Below are 18,166 nucleotides of genomic sequence, written 5' to 3'. Positions count from 1 at the left end.
AGCTCTGGAAAAGTGGCCTCACAGAATCGCTTTTAAGCGCCCCTGGAACCTACTCCTAGGCAAACACTCATTCTAAAAACTCGGAGGCCTTAAACGCCCACGAAGATCCCCGCATAAGAAAACCCTCACGCCACACGGTATGAGGGTAAAAATTTAAAAGGCTACTCCAGCCAATTGAACTCTGCGATCAAAAGTTCAGTACCTTCTTTTTCAGGATGAGGTGCCACGATGCGAAGTTTTGTAGCCACATGCCCTGCTGCAGTTTTTTTATAGCTCTTCAGCAACTGTGGCAATCGCAAGATAAATTGCTTCCGCTCGCCGTCGACCACAACAGTTCCGACAGCACGCTGCCTGGTTACTTCGCTAAGTTGTACACCTTGAAGATCAATGGACTCAGCATCACCAGAGCCCTTAATGTCGAGGAAACCTGCCACGCCATCATCACGAGAAGCACCATCATCACCAGTCAAAATGGTGCGAATGAACTCACGCACCGCAACTGGATCTCCTAGTGCATTAGCAACCCAACGGGTGCCAAGAACACCATGCTCTAAAGTAGCCAAAGTATGTGCTGGGTTGTTTTCTTCTGAGCGGTAGCTAAACGGAATCTGCAGCAGCCGACCACTTCGATCCTTAGAGATCAGTACCTCAACGCCGACTTCCCCATCTACAGTATCTACCAGGCGGTAGCTTCCCTGAAGGTCGACGAAATCCATCCATTTCTGTGCAATTTCTTTTTTCGATGGAACAACTGTGGTGTCGTACATGATGGCAGTGCCACTCATAAGAGCCTTCTCCTCAAACGTATTTAGTTGCTCACCAGAGTACGCACTATGAAGGAGGAAACATGGCGATATTGCCCCTACCTGGGTCACATACGCAAAGAAACATGCATCTAATCTTTTGGAAGATCACCTAAGTACGCCACCGCGGAGATCTCTACAAGAAACTGTGGGCGTGCCAGGGCAGCAACTCCAATAACGGTGTGGGTGGGCAGGATATCTCCAGTGAAGTAGCGGGCGCGGGCAGCGTTTACGATTGGAGCATCCGCGACATCCGCAAGATAAGTGGTGGTGGAAACAATGTTATTCATGGTGCCGCCGGCTTCTTCAACAACAGCTTTGAGGTTACGGAAGACCTGCTCCGTTTGAGCCTCAATATCACCTTCGCCGATAATGTTGGCGTCCGCATCGAAAGCTACCATTCCGGAAATATGTAGCTGATCACCAGCACGAACACCATAGGAATAAACGGTGCGCGCGGCAGGTCCGGCTGGAAGTTGTGCAGGCATGATGGAAGAAATCATGGTGTGGATATCCTTTTTGCAGGTTGGTTGGCTCTTCCCCAAGTTTCTATCATGTTTGGGGCTTTCCCGAGGGTTCTTTGTTGGCAGCAGAAAACTGTTGACATTTTCACTTTCAAACCAGCTACGTAATCACACGCACTAAGGTGGTGCCCATGGCTGAAAATAACACCCCACAAGAAACTGAACAAGAGCGCGAAGCACGTTTCCGCGAAGAGTTTGAAGTTGGCGGTCAGGATCGTCAGCTTTCCGAAGAAGAGCAGTTGGAGCAGCTCGGATCATATTTTGATGCGCACTACCCTGTTCCAGATTTCACTCCTCCTTGGGCAGGTGGCACCGGTGATGCTGATCCAGCGGATCGCTATATTGCGCATCTTCCGGATCGCACCACTCATACTGCGATGATCATGTTGGGTTCTGGTCTTGACCATTCGATGCCTGGTGTGGCGTTTATTGGCGATGTCAGTGTGGACAATGTTCCAGAGGTCGGCGGCGCGATTTTCCATCCGTCGAATCCGAGTGGTCGTTGGGCGGTGTCGTTCCACAGCGGTGGTTGGTGGCGCGGTTCCGGCGATGCGTTAGAGTTCCAGTGGCGTCCAGAGGTGGCCGCCGCCGCGGAGTTATCGGGCACAACCATCCTTGACCTGGATTATCCGCTGGCTCCGGGCCATAATCTCCACGATATGAATGAGGTGGTAGCTAAGGCGGTCGGCTATGCTCGCCACCATAATCCGACATCGATCACGGGTTGGGGTTATTCCTCGGGCGCGGCGTTAGCCGCGATTAATGCACCGCTTTTCGACGCTTTGATCCTCACGTTCCCGGACCTGGGCGGCGTCGAAAAGCTTCCTGCCGAAATCCGTGGTGACTCTGAGGTGCCGGCAGCATCCGCGTGGCCCACTACGTTTGTGCAGATTGCTGCGCAGGATGAAATTGCGGCGCGACCTGCAGATCTCGGCGCTGCGTCAGTGAAGGAATACGTCTCACGCCACCGCATTTCCACGCCGAAGGTGGCGCGCGAAAAAATTACCGATGTGGCGGAATTCCTCAAAACTGTGGGCTAGCGTGCCAACAGGTTGTACAAAAAAGCTGGTACTGGTGCTGAGTTAGGCAAAAGGTTCAGGGAATTTCCATATCTTGTGCCTTTAAGCTGCTCTTTTAGCTCCGCACCGGTATGCATGCCCAGATGCGGAACAGTCGCCTGCGATTCCACGAGATAGGTTACTTGCTCTTCAATGGCTGCGGTAACTTCCTCCGGGTAGAGCGAGGACACAGATTCCTGCACATCTTGGGTATGGGTCTCTGCATCGCCCATGGTGTTGGCGGCGATCACGAAACCTGGGCCAAAGCTCACAGAAGAATGCACATCCAAATCATCTGACCAGCCAAATTTGGTGCCAGAGACATCCGATAATGTGAAGGTGCCAAAGTTTTGGGCATAGCCATCGGAAGCATATTCGGCCGGTTCAGACATCGCTTCTAACAAAGGTTGTGCGATGGGATCCTCGATAATCTCGGACACAAATGTGGCGATATCAACCGCACTGGTTGTGGCATTTCCCCAAAAGCCAGCCCATTCAGTGTCTTCTAAATCAAAAGCCTCAATGACTTCTGGGATGGCTTCTGGATATTGACTTTCCAAATAGTCTGCCGTGAAATCATCGGAATAGCGGATCATATCGGGCACTAATTCAGCATCTTCTGGTGTGCCATTACCCAGCACAAAATAGCCTAAATAAAGTTTGGCCAAAGAGAGCGCGAGACGGGATTCTTCTGCATTATCGGATTCTTGCACACTGCCATCGGGGTTGATGATGGCGATCTGGGTTCGATCAGGAACATTGTCAGACAGCTCAGCGGCAAAAGCCACCGGTGTTGCAAGTCCAGTAACTGCCACCATCGCGCTGAGGATTGCCAGCAGACGGGGATTTTTCATGTGACATGACGTTACTGCGTGGTAGGTAAAAACTTATACTCAAAAGCAGTGGAATGACGATACTTTAAGGAAACATTTAGAAAGTACCAATGATGGCTACGGCTGCGCTTGTGCCAGCTCAACGGCGAGTGCTGCCAATTCACACTCAGTTAAGCGGTGCTGTTTCATCTTCACTTTTGCTTCACTGACCTGGGAAAAGGCAATATCTTCCACGGCCCATTTCAGGCATGCTTTCTCAGCGACTTGAGAACCACCATCAGAGCGCACCACCCGCCACCAACATGTGAATTGGCCAGCAGTGGCCATGATGCGACCAACCTGCCGCGGGCCAGTACCCACGATGTGTGCGATATCCCCGTAGGTCGCTACTTTTCCAGGTGGGATGAGATCGGCGCAATCAAGCACCATGGAGGTGAGATCATCAAATTCTAGATCCTCCATGGTGTCTGTTTTTACTGTCCGTTTTGGTTGCGGAACTGATCTTCGAAAGCGCTGAGATCAATATCGAAGAGATCATCGCCTTCTGCAGCTTCTTCAACGTATTCTTCAATCTCACACAACGTGATCGTGGCACCGGTGGTATCTGCGATCAATGCCATGCGGCCGAATTCGGAATCCCATGGCTCACGAATAACCTCGCCGCCGAATTCCTTTGCCTTCGCCACTGCTTCATCAGCATTCAAAACGCCCAGGTAGGACTGCCAGAAGCTTGGCACCTGTGGTGGGAAATGGCCCTTGGCATCAAAGATGCCTGCAAAGGCAGAACCATCAACCAACGCTGTGGTGTAGTGGAAGCCTTCGCCTTCTTCACTAGCCATCTCAGAAGTGGTCCAGGTGAAAAGCTCTCCGTAGAAGTCGATTGCCTCAGCGTATTTAGTCACCGTGGTGAGCTCATGCCAGACAGAGGTGCCAGGCTCGCCAGCAGCAACGAAAGATTCTTCACTGCCTGGTTCAATAACACCAAACAGTGCGCCTGCAGTATCCACTGCTAGAGTCATGCGTCCTAGGTGCACATCTGTTGGTTCTGCCAACACGCGTCCACCGAGTTCGACGATTTTCTTTGCGGTCTCATCCAGATCGAATGACAAGAAGTACGTAATCCAGGTGTCAGGAATGCTGGATTCACCGCGCTGGTCAATAAGGCCAGCGATTGGGAGTCCCTGTAGGCGCGCCATGCGGTAGCCGTCGTTGACTTCCTCGATTTCCCAGCCGAGAACATTTTCATAAAAATGCGCGGATTTTGCAATGTCCGAGGTGGACAGGTCGATCCAGTACGGCATTCCTGGCATTGCCTCAAAGGCTGGCATTACATGTTCCTCCACTTTTCGGGATCGAAGTCATCATTTGCGGTGGCTTCGTCAAAATAATCGTCATCAGACACAGCACCAGTAGTCGCCTGTGCGCAATCATCTCCAATGCACACCACATCGCCATTGCGAAGTGTTTTACCCCTGCGGATATCCACTTCGCCATTGACGGTGACATCACCATTGGTGATGGCATCTTTGGCTTCTCCGCCCGATTCGACAAGATTGGCCAATTTGATGAACTGACCTAGTTTGATGGTCTCATCCTTGATGTGCACTTCTTCAGGTTGCATGGTGCCTAAGTCTAGTGACGTCTGCGAAGCAGGGCTAACCCACTACCCTGCTGCCGATTCCTACAACCCCTTCAAAGATCATGAACATTCCCAAACCGATGAAGATCACCCCCGTTATCAGATCAATGATTGCTCCATTACGCGTAATAGCTGCAGCTAGTTTGCGCACTAGGACGGCAAAGCCAATAAACCACACAAGCCCCGTGGCGATGAGAAACACCCCGATAAATACGCTCCACCCCAGTCCCATATCTGGTCGGATGAATTGCGCGAACACAGAACCAAAGAACAACACGGCCTTGGGATTCGACAAATTGGTGGCGATACCGGAACGAAGCGCAGGCCACGCACCAATGGACGTACTCGTGGACGTATCCAAAACTTTTTCCACTGCGGTGGAATCCGCAGCTGATTGTTGTGTGGAACGTTGTGCCCACCATGAACGCACCGCACCGATACCCATCCAGGCGAGGTAACCACCACCAACAAGTTGCAAGATATTCAAAATGGCTGGGTAGGTAGCTATCAGTGCAGAAAGACCCAGGAGGCTGGCAATAATCCAGATGGAATTGCCCACCATGATGCCTGCGGCAGTCAAAATGCCATCACGGCGATTCTTGGCACCTAATCTGATGATCTGAAAGAGGTCTGGTCCAGGCGATGCAATAGCTGCCATCCAGACTAAAAAGAGCGCTAAGAATTGTGCTGTTGTCATTGGTTTCTATCTTAAGCAGGCTTTTGTGCACACAACCCAGTGGCCTGGCGAATAATGCTCAAGGAGGTGGGGCCGATATGGCTAAAACCCAACTGTTTTAGCTCTTTTACTGTTATGTCCTCCTCGACAAGGGAAATAAAGTGCTCCTGACTATCTCCGAGACTCACTAAGACTTGAGCATTCTTCATGGTTGCTTCTATTTTTCTGCGGTTTCTAAAAATCTGCGGATCCTGAAGCAAACGCTGCACATCAGCTTCAGTAAATGTGGCAACAGCGTGCACATCAAAATCAGAAAAAGCTTTCTTAAGCCCCTCGCGCTTAGCTAAGACCGCATGCCAGGTGAGCCCCACTTGGAAAACCACGAGCGTGAGGACTTCAAAAAGTGACTTGAGATCAACGGGAGGCCTGCCCCATTCATGATCAAAGTAGGTCCAACACAGCCCACTTCGAGAAGCCCAGCGTGGTCGGGATTTTCTATCTGCACAAACGACTAATTCATTCGGATTTTCTTTATTCTTTATCATGGTGAGCACCCTAAAATATGGATGCGACACGACGGGGCTATATTACCCCCGCAGCCTAAAGCGTGAGTTGGCGGATCGTGATGTTGATTCTTCCTTCTTTAAGCCCACAGCCAAGCGGTGCGGTATCAGATTCCACAGCTGGCACACCGTGGAAAGCGCGACGGTTCGGTCCCCCGAAAACAATGAGATCGCCGCTTAATAAAGGGATATCCACCCAAGGTTTGTTGCGGTTTTCTGTATTTCCCAGCCGAAAAATCCCTGTGTCTCCGATAGATAAGGAGATCACGGGTGCTTCTGATTCCTCATTGGCATCTTGGTGCATGCCCATCGAAGAATCAGGTGCGTAATAGTTCACCAAAGCAGCTTCTGCACGATATGTCTGCGCCCAGGAGCCCACAGAGGTGCTGAGCTCACCAGCAGCTGCCAAGGCGCGTGTGGCCAAATCAAGAAACGTATCTGGCACTGGCGGCACGGGCAGTCCGTCAACCGCATCGACATAACGATAAGGACGAGACAACCAGTGTTTACCCAAGCTCAGCATGTGCACACTCATTTGGCCGCTAGCAACCATGGGACGCACCATAGCCAGCGGAGTACCAGCAACGGAGCGCGCTATCTCCCGTGATTGGGAGACTAGGGCTTCTTGTTCGCCCAGCCCAAGGAAGTTGGGCAGGTGCACCACGCCAGCTGCTACCCTGCGGGGTGGTCTGGGAAGTTGGTGGAGGGGATCGTCGAAAAGCGTAGGCACGTAACTCTCCTGCACAATGGGGGCCATGAATGATGACTTTGAATCTATCGAAAGAATGACCAGCGGGGAATGGTACCTGGCCACAGGTGGAAAACGAGAAGAGTTAGCGCAGAAAGCAGCGCTGCTTTTTCATGAGTACAACCAAATTGGGCCCACTCATCCGGAGCGCAGCGCAGAAATTCTGGCGACAATACTGAATCCACACAGCGGAAACTGCACCATCAAAGCACCTGCGATTATTGAATACGGCTTCAACACCACCATCGGTGAACATGTGTTTATTAATTTTGGACTCACTATTTTAGATATTGCGCCAGTCCGTATCGGAGCACGCAGCATGCTGGGTCCTAATTGCCAGCTGTTGACCGCAAGCCATCCCGTGGATGATTGGCAGATGCGCTCTGGTGGCTGGGAAAATGGCTCACCCATCATGATCGGCGAAGATACCTGGCTCGGTGGAAATGTCACGGTCGTAGGTGGAGTGCGCATTGGCGATCGCTGTGTGATTGGTGCCGGAGCAGTGGTAACTAAAGATATTCCCGATGATTCCATCGCTGTGGGAAACCCAGCACGAGTGATCAGAAAGCGCGACGATGCCTATGCAGAGCGCACTCAACTACCAGAGAATGCACCCGTAGACGCCTTTGGGGTGCTGCCTGAGGAGCTAAAATAAATTACCAAAAAGAATGGTATCAATTGGCATGAGAAAAAATCCAAGCCCTAAATTAATGCCGGTCAGCGCTGGATTATGCGCAAAAATTCCCGCAATCGCACCAATTAATCCAATAACTAACGGGCAGGCAATGCTGAACACACCATAAGGCAGAACGAAAAGGTGAGCAAGCAATAAAAATATAAGTGCCGCGATGATGCAAAAAAAGGAAATCAGTACAGAAACTCTCCACCTGAACTTAGGCTTTAGTGCAGTTTTTCTAGCACTATAATTCTTAAGCATCACTTGCTACGACTTCCATACTTTCAATCCATGGTGATATATAACCTATTTCTACCTACCGGTGCGAACATAAATTGGAACTAAGCAGTTAAAGAGGCCAGTACACTTAAGCACTTACCAAGAAGAACTAAAAAACCCTCAATCCATATCTCCGTACTTCACATCAATTTCTATTCTTCTACCTAACACTTAGACCGGTAGAACAAGTGGTAAGTTCAGCAGATTCTTAATTTACAGGTATTTAATGAATCCAAAAATAAGCAAATTTCTAATAGATCGAATTTCTACAAGTCTTCCCGTAGAAATTATGCTGCCCGACCTGCACAAAGCCCTTTCAGCGGGTCCCGGAAATTTTGTCATCCAGGCCCCACCCGGCACCGGAAAAACGACACTTTTACCCCCATTTGTAGCTAATGTCATACATGCCTCCGACATTGAACACCCAGCAAAACCAAAGATTATCGTCACTGCTCCCCGACGTGTAGCCGTCCGTGCAGCCGCACGCAGACTCGCCGTACTCGATGGCAGCCCACTAGGCACCAAAGTGGGATTTAGCGTGCGTGGAGACCACATTTCTGGCTCTCACGTGCAATTTATGACTCCTGGCGTACTAATCCGTCAGCTTCTCAACGATCCAGAATTGCCCGGAGTGGGTGCCGTAATAATTGATGAGGTACACGAACGGCAGCTGGATTCAGATCTATTACTCGGCATGCTCACGGAACTTAGCCAATTACGCGATGATTTTTCCTTGATCGCGATGTCCGCAACCTTGGACTCGGACAAATTCGCAGATTTAATGGACGCTGAAATTTTTTCAGCTGAAGCACCAATTTTCCCGCTAGACATTTCCTATGCCCCAGCTCCCACTCCCCGCCTCGGTGCACGTGGTGTGGACTGGGCATTCCTAGACCACATAGCCCAACAAACCCATGCTGCAGTAACTCGTTCGGATCATTCCGCGCTGGTTTTCGTGCCTGGTGTCGGCGAAATTGAGCGTGTCGTCAATAAGCTCAAAAGCCTAGGCCACGACAATGTTTATCCACTACACGGCCGCTTGACCCCAGGAGAACAAGATCTCGCACTGACCCCGTCTGCGCAGCAACGCATCATCGTTTCCACCCCAGTATCCGAAAGTTCCTTGACGGTACCCGGCGTGCGGATCGTGGTTGATTCCGGTTTAACACGCAGCCCCAAACGTGATGCAGCCCGCGGTATGACAGGCCTTATCACCAGCAGTTGCGCACAATCTTCCGCCACACAGCGTGCCGGACGCGCCGGAAGAGAGGGACCCGGACAGGTAATTCGGTGTTATTCAGAGGATGACTATTCCCACTTCCCCCGTTTTATAGCACCAGAAATCAGCTCTGCAGACCTCACTCAAACTGCCCTGTGGCTGGCCAAATGGGGCACACAACCAGCAGATTTACCTCTGCTTGACCAACCTCCTCATGCAGCCTGGGAGGCTGCCCACGAAATCCTGCACCACATCGGCGCGCTTGAGGGCGACGCTATCACGCCGCTAGGACATCGCTTATCGACGCTCCCCCTCGCCCCACAACTAGCCACCTCCCTCCTCCGCTTTGGCGAACAAGCGGCAAAGGTCTTAGCGGTGGTGTCTGGTACCCCGCAGGGAGACGTCGAAAAGCAACAACCTGCAAAGCAGGAGGTGGCACGCCTCCGCCGTTTGGCACCGCCATCTTCCGTCCCCGCCACGGCCGGCCAAATTGTAGGCGCGGCATTTCCACAGCTCATAGGCAAAAAAATAGACAATGGTGAATACCTTTTAGCCAGCGGCACGCGTGCGCGATTAATCGACACTGATCTTAAAGATGCCCCGTGGCTCGCCGTTGCTGCAATCAATCGTTCCCACAATTCTGCAATTATCAGAGCAGCCGCCCGCATTTCTGAAGCACACGCCCTAGAGCTCATCGGAGTTACAGAAGAAACGCGCGCCTTTTTTGTCGAAGAAAAAGTACAAGCACGTCGCGTAAAAGCAGCCGGCGCCATCGAACTAAGTTCCACGCCTACAAAGCCCAATCCAACAGAAGCTGCAGAAGCCATCGCAGAAGCATTAAGCCACGGCGGTTTAGACCTCTTTCATTTCTCCGATAAAGCAGCATTCCTCCGAGATCGTTTGCGATTTGTCCACCACCACCGCAATCAGCCCTGGCCAGACGTCGATGCAGCAGATCCACACTTATGGTTGGCGCAAGAAATTGATGCGCTAAGCCACGGTGCGCGTTTAAACAGCATTGATATGTACCCAGCGCTGCAACGACTGCTGCCTTGGCCTGCGGCATCCAACTTCGATGAGTTCGCGCCCGCTCATTTGATTGTGCCGAGTGGACATCAACATCGCTTGGATTATTCTTCTGGGCGGCCAGTTGTCAAAGTAAAACTGCAAGAGTGTTTTGGCCTGGAGGAATCCCCACGTTTTTGTGGCATTCCAGTGCAATTTCATTTACTCTCACCTGCGGGAAGGCCTTTAGCGCTCACAGATGATCTGCGTAGTTTCTGGGCCGGCCCATATAACCAGGTGCGTGCGGAAATGCGTGGGCGTTATCCGAAACATCCGTGGCCGGAAGATCCGTGGACTGCCCCAGCTACTGCGCGGACGAAAAACCGCAGTTAATTCCTGGCCGTTTAAAGGCTTCAGTTTTCCCAATGTCCACATGTGTCAGGGGAGCTGAGTTAGGCACTTAAATGGCCTTCTGGAGCAGGGTTATTTTGGGGTAATTGAGACGATTGTGAATCCTGTGAGATTCCGGTGCAAGGATCCGTTCCAGAGACCTCTGCTGCCCGCTAAATGGAACAGATTCTTGCATTTCCCGAGATCAGAGATGCAAATTTTCGTTCCAAATCCGAAGCTACGCTCCAAATGGAACGAAAATTTGCATACGAGGCCAGGGTGCCAATGATTCAAGCAACCAAGCCACAACCAGGCATCAATTCACTTAAGCAGATTTCACTTTCGCACCTAACAGCGAAACAGATTCCCTTTCGCACCTAACAGCGAAACAGATTCCGCAGTGAGATAGGTATCATCATCTGGATGGAGATGCGTGCAGGTTTCCGCCTCGCAGAATTGGAATTTCTCTGGCAAATGGTGCGCAATTTCAGCGGCTGCCACAGCCAAAGCTGGAAGATGGACCGTTGGAGCAATGATATGAAGCTCATCTAGTCCTAAAAGACGGGTAGATTCTGCTGCACCCATGAGTAATTCCGGGAAGTTTTCCGATGGGGTTTCTTCAGCGACCACAATTGTAACTGTGGTGGAAATGGGTGCGAGATTCAATTCCGGGTAACTAAGCGGATCATCCGAGGTGAGCTCGGAGATGCTTTCTAGTTTTGTCTTCGTCATGATTCCCATCTTAGAAACCTTCCCTGCCACAAACCAGGATAGAATCTTAGAGTTTCCTATAATCCTTGGATTTGTTGCCACGTGAGATAGACGCTCATAACGACAACCAAAGTCAGCAACGCGTACCTAATTAGCCTGGTACCACCACCAAGTACTGTTCGGGCACCCAGTTGCGCACCCACGACATTTGCCACTGCCAACACCAAACCTAAAGTCCACCACACATGCCCACCGATGATGAATACAATTAATGCACCGAGGTTGGTGGAGGTGTTTACGACCTTTGCCATGGCGGCGGAGGCGAGAAAATTTTGCGACAACAAGGCCGTGAACGCCATGATCAAAAACATGCCGGTGCCGGGCCCAAAAATACCGTCATAGACTGCGATAAGTCCTACTGCTGCAAAAGTTACCCACCGTCGCCAACCGGTGGGTAACGCTTTGCTTTCACCAGTGCCGAAATTTGGTTTAAACACCACAATCACGCCCACAACCAGCATCAATACGATGATCATGGGGCGCATAACTTGTTTATCAATCAGGCTTGCGGCCAAGGCTCCCGCAGCTGAGCACACCACCGCGATGGGGATATAGAGTGCGAGGAGTTTTTTATCTGGTTTCACTCTGCGCACGAGTGTAACTGCGGCTGAAGCGGTGCCAGTTACAGCAGCTAATTTATTCGAGGCCAGCGCTGTTACTGGGGCAAGTTGTGGCATGACTGCCAAAATTAGGGGGATCAGTACTAATCCGCCGCCACCGATTACGGCATCAATCCATCCGGCAATCGCTGCGCCGGCAATAAGGATTCCCCAACCACTCGCCGCTAGTTCTAACCCCATGTGGGTATCTCCTATTACGTTCTGGCATCAGTCCGGCATCATTTTTGATGTTTAAAAGTATATGCCTGTCGAAGTCTCATTTTCTGCGATTAGCATGGGGATTACCATCTATTCCTTAAGTTTTAAGGATGATTATTATGCGCAACCGCACACTCGCTGCCCTCGCAGCTCTCGTCCTCCTCGCGGTCGGCTCACCCGCTGCAGCCGCCCAAGGGTCAGGCCTGTATTCGATTGATATGGGCGAGCAACAACAACTAACCTGCGTGCTTTTCGACGAGCCCTCCGCCTCAACGCACATCGTTGCCACCTGTGCTGCGACTTTCCCGGTGACCTGGAAGCTTAAAGACGGTGCCCATGAGCAGGCTGCCAAACTAGAGATTTCCCAATCGACAACTGGGGAGCTTTCGGTGCACGCCAGCAAAAAACCACTGATCACCACCATGATCATGCCGAAAAAAATCACTGAAATCACCAAAATCAACAGGCTTTATGTTGTTCCAGGAGAAAATGAAGTCCGTTTCTTCTCCACAAACCGTGATGCCAATCCAGTCTTGATCACACCCGACTCTTATGAAGTCCTTAAAGATTCCACTGCTAAAGTGAAAGCTACCTAAATGTTGTAGATCAAGGAGTTGTGGTGGCCAGTTGAGCGATAGAGAACCAGAGCCCCACGAAGAACTTCCAGAACAGCCATCCCGCAAGACCATCGCATTACGTTGGTGTCTTGTAGCGCCACTATCTTTGGCCGTGGGATGGCTTTTTACCATGTGGGGTGTGCCTGCCGCGTGGATTCTCGCCGCCATTTTGGTTGCTGGTGTGTGCGCATTAAGTACTGGACAAGATCTCCCGATGGCTAAAAGTGTGCATATTTTTGGCCGCTCCATCGTCGCTGTTTTAGCAGCGCTGCCTTTGATTAATTCTTCTGGGTCAGAGCTACTGCGCTATTTGATCCCCGGCCTCGTGATTTCATTTTTCACCATTGCAGTGGGCATCATCGGTGGTCTTTTACTGGCGCGCTCTCGCCCAGAAATCCTCCCGGAAACTGGTGTGCTCTCCATGCTTGCAGGTGGTGCTTCTGTGATGCCGATTCTGGCACGTGAACTGGGTGCTGATTTCCGATATGTGGCTTTAACTCAATATTTAAGGCTGCTCGTTGTCTCTATGACTTTGCCTTTGGTCACGCACTTTTTCGTTCCTGGCGGAGCTGATTTGGGTGCACCACCAGAGCGGTGGCTCGATGTGTTTGGGTTTGCAGAGTTCGGGACATCGATAAGCGTATTTTCGCTCATTGTGCTCTTCGGCATCGTGCTTGTCGGCGAACCTTTGGGGCGTCTCTTGCGCTTTCCAGCGCCGGCGGTGCTCGGCCCGCTGCTGTTCACAGTGCTATTAAGTTTCCTATTGCCCGCAGATCTTAATCTGGACCCCCCAACCGCGTTCAAGATCATCGCGTTCATGGCGATCGGCTGGATGTGTGGCGGCGCGCTAAATATGGCGTCCTTGAAGATCTTCTCCAAGCAGCTTCCCGCAACGTTCCTGTTTATTTTCGCACTGCTGGCTGTGTGCGCTGGAGCCGCAGGATTACTCACCTGGTGGCTTGATATTAGCTTCTTTGAAGCCTACCTAGCCACCAGCCCCGGCGCGCTGGAAACTGTCCTCGCACTGTCTTCAGAAGGTGCTGCGGGGCCGGTGGTGGTCACGATCCAAATCATTCGATTGCTCGCGATTTTGACCATTGCCGGTTTTCTCCCTGCGCTGCTGAAGTTTATCTTGCGCAGGGAACGCTAGTTCAACACCTGATCTCGCAAAATGCCCATTGGGATGCTGCCATAAGACAGCGCCTTGCTGTGGAATTCAGCTAGGGTTTGACCTTCAGCGATTGCTTCATCACGCAGATTTAGCCAGAGGCGCTGTCCAATGGCATAGGACGCTGCTTGTCCTGGCCAACCAAGGTAGCGGTTGAGCTCAAAGGCCAGCGTCGCTTCTGTCATGGAAGTGTTTTCCCGCAGGAAGCTCCTGGCATAGGACACATCCCACAGGCCAGTGCACTCTGGGTTCTTCTTGTTCAGGTGGATTCCAATATCAATGGCTACTCGAGCGGCGCGGAGTCGCTGTGCATCCAAATATCCCATGAGGTTGCCTGGATCTTCGTGGTAGCCGAGCTCCTTCATCAAGGATTCTGCATACAGCGCCCAGCCTTCACCGTGGCCGGAGTTCCAGCACGCAACACGGCGCCACAGGTTGAGATCATCTTCCACAAGTGTTTGGGAGATCTGCAGGTGATGGCCCGGTACGCCTTCGTGGAAAACTGTGGTGAGCTCTTGCCAGGTGTGGAAAACTTCCTGGCTTTTAGGCACGGACCACCACATGCGGCCAGGGCGGGAAAAATCATCGCTCGGTGGGGTGTAGAAAATGCCACCGGTGCCAGCGGGATCAATGAGGCAACCAATTTCTTGAGCTGGCTCTGGGATCTTAAAGTAGCTGCCGTTGAGATCAGTAATGGTCTGATCAGCGGTCTTTTGCATCCACTCCTGCAAAACGTCAGTGCCTCGAATGAGATAGCGCTCATCGGTATTGAGCTTCTTCATCGCTTCGCGGACGGTGGTGCCAGCGCCATAGAGCTTTTCCGCCACCTGCAGCTGCTGGGAATCAATCTCACGGAGCTGCTCAAGTGACCATTGGTAGGCCTCATCGAGATCGACAAATTCACCTACATGCAAGTGGGAGAATGTTTCATAGCGATCGCGTCCGACGGCATCCTCGTGTGGTGCATGCGGTGCCAATTGTTCCGCAAGCCACCCTGCCACGCGGGCAAAAGCTTCTTGAGCTTCTGTAACTACTGGGTCATGTTCATCCAAGCCGAGGTGCTGCAAAATGGAATCCTCATCGGCGAGATCCTCACATTGCGAAACTACCTCTTCCACCTGGCGGATCGCCGCAACGTGGCCTTGGCTAGCGGCTTCTGCAAGTGATTCACAGTAGCCGTGAAGAGCATCCGGCACTCTCGAAAGCCGCTCGCGGAGATTATCCACATCATCTGCGGTCTCTCGGGGCATGATGAGGAAAGTATCGCGGATGGTTTGTACCGGGGAATCAATATTATTCAGCTTAGACAGCGTCTCACCTTGGTGGTGGAGAGCCAGGTCTAGGCACACCCGATCACGGAGCACATCTGCGGTGACGCGGTCGACATCATCGAAGTCTTCCTCGTCATCGTTGTCATCAGTACCGTCGTCAAAAGCGTCAACGTCTGCAACCATATCTCGGTTGCGTTCGGCGATGGCATTCCAATAGTCAGGAGAGAAATCCTGCAGCTCACCTTCGAAGCCAGAGATGCCCCAAGCGGTGGCATCTGTTGGCGACAAAGCTGCCAAATCATGGACAAAGACCTCGGAGGAGGCGTCTAATAGTGAAGGAGAACGTTTATCAGAACTCTGAAGAGTCATAAGTGGCTATCGTAGCGATTGATTCGACTTAATCCCACCCGGCGCACTGGATGTTGCAGTATCGAAATATTTCTTTCCCTGTCATCTCAAGCTATGATTTCTAAAACTTGCAGGACACCCCGCCAAATAAGGACATCACAGGACATGCTGCGCACCATCCTCGGAAGCAAGATTCATCGAGCCACTGTTACTCAAGCCGACCTCGACTATGTCGGTTCTGTAACCATTGATGCAGACTTGGTTCATGCCGCTGGACTCATCGAAGGCGAAAAAGTTGCCATCGTAGACATCACCAACGGCACTCGCCTGGAAACCTACGTCATTGTTGGTGATGCTGGAACAGGCAATATCTGCATCAATGGTGCAGCCGCACACCTCATTAATCCTGGCGATCTGGTGATCATTATGAGTTACCTCCAAGCCACCGATGCGGAGGCTCGAGCCTATGAGCCGAAGATCGTGCACGTTGATGCTGATAATCGCATCGTGGCGCTCGGCAACGATCTTGCGGAGGCAATACCTGGATCCGGGCTGTTGACGTCGAGAAGCATCTAGCGCTTTAGCTCGCCGATGTTGTCACCAGCCTCATTGAAAATTGTCATGGTGAAATCATCGGCCAAGTTGGCGGTATTCATCTGAGACAGCCAGTCATCTACACCTTCGCAAAACATTTGCGTCATGCCGACGGTGCCAAAAGTAATGTCAGCGCCGTCTTTCTCCCAGCTGCCCATCAACCGGTTGCAGCCATCAGAACCAGCAAGTGAGCCATCTTCCATCAGCTCAATATATGCACCTGAAGGCGCAGCTGTACTCCACATTCCGGTAGCAGACGCTGCCGCCGACTGACTACAACCTGCCAACACTGCGCTGGCTGCCACGACTACAATTGCAAACTTTTTCATGTGGGATCCTTCTTCTCGCGTTCTTTTTGACCTTTTCTTTCCGCTTTAGAAAGCAGCGTCCGCAGCTGACTAACCGTAAGATTAACCGGCGCAAAATCAGTATTCACTGGAATGATCCAACCGCACCAATACGCAAGAACAGCCAAAGAGATACCCAACAGCGGTGACACAATCATACCCAACACCACATGATCCAACCCATGAAAAATGACCATCGACGTGGCAGAAAGCGTCGCCGGAATCGCATAAAGTGTGCCCCCACCAAAAATTGACGGTGTTTGACCCGTCACCACATCACGCACCAAGCCACCGCCGACCGCAGTCAACACCCCCATGAACACACTCGGCAGCGGTGCCACACCAGCATTCATCGCCTTCGTAGCGCCTGTTACAGCCCACACGCCCAATACAATGGCATCCCCATGAACTTTAAACAGCTCCCACACCTTGCCTTTAAAATTCACCGCCATGGCAATTAAAGCCCCCATGAATGCGAGCGCCAGGTAAATCTGATTATCAATCGCAGCAACCGTTCCTTGCTGAATCAACATGTCTCGGATCATTCCCCCACCGAGCGCAGAAAACAGGGCTAAAAATAAAAACCCAATGATGTCATAGCCCCGCTGCCTGGCAATCGTTCCGCCGATTATTCCATTGAGCAGTACTCCAATGAGATCCAAGGAGTCATAGAGCCCCGAGATGGTGGAATCGACTTGAGCCAGTGCAAGATCCATGTCCTCAAACATAATCCTGTTCCGCTGGCTTGGGTGTTTAGCGCAGGTCTAGGTGCAGCTTTAGGTATAGCAAATCCTTGGGTGCTGCTCCAGGACGAACAACACTCCATGTCGATTTAAGGCATCGAAATTTTTAGAATGAGTGTTTCACCTGCGGGAGGTTCTCAAAGGCCCTTAAAGTAATTGTAGGGAGGGCATTTTTCACGGCTTTGGGAGCGTTTTTAGCCACACCAGAGGCACCAGACAGGCACAGCGACCAAACCTCTAGGAAAATCCGAAGTCTTGGTCGCTGTGTCTGGTTTTCTTAAGCCCTACCTGCATTGGGCCTCAACAATTTCGTACTAAACCAATTCCATAATTCCGCGGAACAGCACCACTGCGGCGCCAGCACCAGCAAGAATCGTAGCAATACGCTTAGCCATTGGGGTGGAGATCTTGGCATTAACGATCTCGCCCAACCATGCGCCAACGAAGATCATTGCAACGGCACCGATCCAGAGCCATGCTGGTGCGCCACCGAAATCAAGTCCACCAATCAAAATCACCTTGAGCAGGAAGGATACGGTGTTGGCTACCAGTAGAACTGGGTGCAGCGTTGCCACGAAGTCGCGGTAATCCCAACGGCTCAGGCGAGCGTAAACGGTCAGGGATGGTCCGGCGATACCTGCGATGGTCGACATGAAGCCTGCGATGATGCCGAAGAAAATCATCGGCAGTTTCGCTTCTTCTTTGATGCGGAACTGCTCCGTTGGGAAGAGGGAAACACCCAATGCCAGCAGCACCATCACGCCGACGAAAATCAGCAGCCATGGTCCGTTGAGGAAATACACCACTGCGACGGCCGGCAAGGAACCAATAACGAGGGCGCCAGCAAGAATGCGGAAACGTTTCCAATCGGTACGTTTACGCACCGACCAGGCGTTGTTGACTGCGTTGATGATGGACAGACCATTCACCATCGTGACGCCAGCCAAAGGGCCCAGCAAGGTAGTAAGGACTGGGCCGGTGACAAGACCGACACCTAAACCGGTGATTCTTTGAAGGAGAGCACCGATGAGGACTGACGCGAGAAGCACTGTGGCGATGGTTAACACGATCAATCA

At 51.7% G+C, this 18,166-nt stretch carries 22 protein-coding genes; 6 read left to right on the top strand and 16 right to left on the bottom strand.

Features of this window, described 5'->3' with window-relative positions:
- Positions 1-161: 161 nt before the first annotated feature.
- Positions 162-785, bottom strand: a complete 624-nt coding sequence (locus tag ccrud_RS00800; protein ID WP_066563515.1) for a CG0192 family protein — start codon at positions 783-785, stop codon at positions 162-164.
- Between the two features lie 110 nt (positions 786-895).
- Positions 896-1,306: a RidA family protein gene (locus ccrud_RS00795; protein ID WP_245670313.1), complete on the bottom strand. Its 411-nt coding sequence runs from the start codon at positions 1,304-1,306 to the stop codon at positions 896-898.
- 152 nt (positions 1,307-1,458) lie between these two features.
- Here ccrud_RS00795 and ccrud_RS00790 point away from each other — a divergent pair, with 152 nt between their 5' ends.
- Positions 1,459-2,367: an alpha/beta hydrolase gene (locus ccrud_RS00790; protein ID WP_066563512.1), complete on the top strand. Its 909-nt coding sequence runs from the start codon at positions 1,459-1,461 to the stop codon at positions 2,365-2,367.
- On the opposite strand, the gene ccrud_RS00785 is transcribed toward ccrud_RS00790, so the two are convergent.
- From ccrud_RS00785 to ccrud_RS00755, 7 genes are all read right to left on the bottom strand, one after another.
- Positions 2,364-3,239 (bottom strand): hypothetical protein, encoded by an 876-nt coding sequence (locus ccrud_RS00785; protein WP_066563510.1) that lies wholly within the window; start codon positions 3,237-3,239, stop codon positions 2,364-2,366. The genes ccrud_RS00790 and ccrud_RS00785 overlap by 4 nt on opposite strands.
- A 96-nt stretch (positions 3,240-3,335) precedes the next feature.
- Positions 3,336-3,680, bottom strand: coding sequence for an MGMT family protein (locus ccrud_RS00780; protein WP_066563508.1), 345 nt, complete (start codon positions 3,678-3,680; stop codon positions 3,336-3,338).
- 11 nt (positions 3,681-3,691) lie between these two features.
- On the bottom strand, positions 3,692-4,546 hold the full coding sequence (locus tag ccrud_RS00775; RefSeq protein WP_066563506.1) for a VOC family protein: 855 nt from the start codon (positions 4,544-4,546) through the stop codon (positions 3,692-3,694).
- Positions 4,546-4,839, bottom strand: coding sequence for an RNA-binding S4 domain-containing protein (locus ccrud_RS00770; protein ID WP_066563504.1), 294 nt, complete (start codon positions 4,837-4,839; stop codon positions 4,546-4,548). Before ccrud_RS00770 ends, ccrud_RS00775 begins: the two co-directional genes overlap by 1 nt.
- 34 nt (positions 4,840-4,873) lie before the next feature.
- Positions 4,874-5,554 carry a LysE family translocator gene (locus ccrud_RS00765; RefSeq protein ID WP_066563501.1) on the bottom strand — a complete coding sequence of 227 codons (681 nt, stop codon included), beginning with the start codon at positions 5,552-5,554 and terminating at the stop codon, positions 4,874-4,876.
- 11 nt (positions 5,555-5,565) lie between these two features.
- Positions 5,566-6,078, bottom strand: a complete 513-nt coding sequence (locus ccrud_RS00760; RefSeq protein WP_074025338.1) for a DNA-3-methyladenine glycosylase I — start codon at positions 6,076-6,078, stop codon at positions 5,566-5,568.
- A gap of 55 nt (positions 6,079-6,133) precedes the next feature.
- Positions 6,134-6,826 (bottom strand): alpha-ketoglutarate-dependent dioxygenase AlkB family protein, encoded by a 693-nt coding sequence (locus ccrud_RS00755; RefSeq protein WP_074025551.1) that lies wholly within the window; start codon positions 6,824-6,826, stop codon positions 6,134-6,136.
- 25 nt (positions 6,827-6,851) lie between these two features.
- On the opposite strand from ccrud_RS00755, the gene ccrud_RS00750 reads away from it, so the two are divergent.
- Positions 6,852-7,499 (top strand): sugar O-acetyltransferase, encoded by a 648-nt coding sequence (locus ccrud_RS00750; protein ID WP_066563497.1) that lies wholly within the window; start codon positions 6,852-6,854, stop codon positions 7,497-7,499.
- On the opposite strand, the gene ccrud_RS00745 is transcribed toward ccrud_RS00750, so the two are convergent.
- Entirely contained in the window at positions 7,491-7,784 is a 294-nt protein-coding gene (locus tag ccrud_RS00745; protein WP_157775997.1) for a hypothetical protein, read from the bottom strand. The two genes, ccrud_RS00750 and ccrud_RS00745, sit on opposite strands and share 9 nt — an antisense overlap.
- A gap of 241 nt (positions 7,785-8,025) precedes the next feature.
- Between ccrud_RS00745 and ccrud_RS00740 the strand changes: the two genes are divergently transcribed.
- Positions 8,026-10,416, top strand: coding sequence for an ATP-dependent RNA helicase (locus ccrud_RS00740; RefSeq protein WP_066563492.1), 2,391 nt, complete (start codon positions 8,026-8,028; stop codon positions 10,414-10,416).
- A gap of 345 nt (positions 10,417-10,761) precedes the next feature.
- Here ccrud_RS00740 and ccrud_RS00735 read toward each other — a convergent pair whose 3' ends face one another.
- Positions 10,762-11,145, bottom strand: a complete 384-nt coding sequence (locus tag ccrud_RS00735) for a hypothetical protein (protein ID WP_066569311.1) — start codon at positions 11,143-11,145, stop codon at positions 10,762-10,764.
- A gap of 56 nt (positions 11,146-11,201) precedes the next feature.
- Entirely contained in the window at positions 11,202-11,984 is a 783-nt protein-coding gene (locus ccrud_RS00730) for a TSUP family transporter (protein WP_066563489.1), read from the bottom strand.
- A gap of 137 nt (positions 11,985-12,121) precedes the next feature.
- On the opposite strand from ccrud_RS00730, the gene ccrud_RS00725 reads away from it, so the two are divergent.
- The gene (locus ccrud_RS00725; RefSeq protein WP_066563486.1) at positions 12,122-12,598 is read left to right on the top strand and encodes a hypothetical protein; all 477 of its coding nucleotides are present in this window, start codon (positions 12,122-12,124) and stop codon (positions 12,596-12,598) included.
- A 31-nt stretch (positions 12,599-12,629) separates the two neighbouring features.
- Positions 12,630-13,769 carry an AbrB family transcriptional regulator gene (locus ccrud_RS00720; protein WP_066563481.1) on the top strand — a complete coding sequence of 380 codons (1,140 nt, stop codon included), beginning with the start codon at positions 12,630-12,632 and terminating at the stop codon, positions 13,767-13,769.
- Here ccrud_RS00720 and ccrud_RS00715 read toward each other — a convergent pair.
- On the bottom strand, positions 13,766-15,427 hold the full coding sequence (locus tag ccrud_RS00715; RefSeq protein ID WP_066563478.1) for a DUF885 domain-containing protein: 1,662 nt from the start codon (positions 15,425-15,427) through the stop codon (positions 13,766-13,768). The genes ccrud_RS00720 and ccrud_RS00715 overlap by 4 nt on opposite strands.
- A 144-nt stretch (positions 15,428-15,571) precedes the next feature.
- Here ccrud_RS00715 and panD point away from each other — a divergent pair, with 144 nt between their 5' ends.
- Complete coding sequence (gene panD / locus ccrud_RS00710) at positions 15,572-15,982, top strand: aspartate 1-decarboxylase (protein ID WP_066563472.1); 411 nt, start codon at positions 15,572-15,574, stop codon at positions 15,980-15,982.
- Here the strand turns inward: panD and ccrud_RS00705 are convergent.
- The 3 genes from ccrud_RS00705 to ccrud_RS00695 all read right to left on the bottom strand — a co-directional run bounded on the left by ccrud_RS00705 (position 15,979) and on the right by ccrud_RS00695 (position 18,163).
- Positions 15,979-16,329 (bottom strand): META domain-containing protein, encoded by a 351-nt coding sequence (locus ccrud_RS00705; RefSeq protein WP_066563469.1) that lies wholly within the window; start codon positions 16,327-16,329, stop codon positions 15,979-15,981. The two genes, panD and ccrud_RS00705, sit on opposite strands and share 4 nt — an antisense overlap.
- A complete protein-coding gene (locus ccrud_RS00700) occupies positions 16,326-17,063 on the bottom strand; it encodes a trimeric intracellular cation channel family protein (RefSeq protein ID WP_066569309.1) in 738 nt (245 codons plus the stop codon). The genes ccrud_RS00705 and ccrud_RS00700 overlap by 4 nt, the downstream gene beginning before the upstream one ends.
- A gap of 341 nt (positions 17,064-17,404) precedes the next feature.
- Positions 17,405-18,163 carry a sulfite exporter TauE/SafE family protein gene (locus ccrud_RS00695; RefSeq protein WP_066563461.1) on the bottom strand — a complete coding sequence of 253 codons (759 nt, stop codon included), beginning with the start codon at positions 18,161-18,163 and terminating at the stop codon, positions 17,405-17,407.
- Positions 18,164-18,166 lie beyond the last annotated feature (3 nt).

This window comes from Corynebacterium crudilactis, from assembly GCF_001643015.1.
In the GTDB taxonomy this organism is placed as follows: Bacteria; Actinomycetota; Actinomycetes; order Mycobacteriales; family Mycobacteriaceae; genus Corynebacterium; species Corynebacterium crudilactis.
This window is presented reverse-complemented; position numbering and strand designations above follow the sequence as displayed.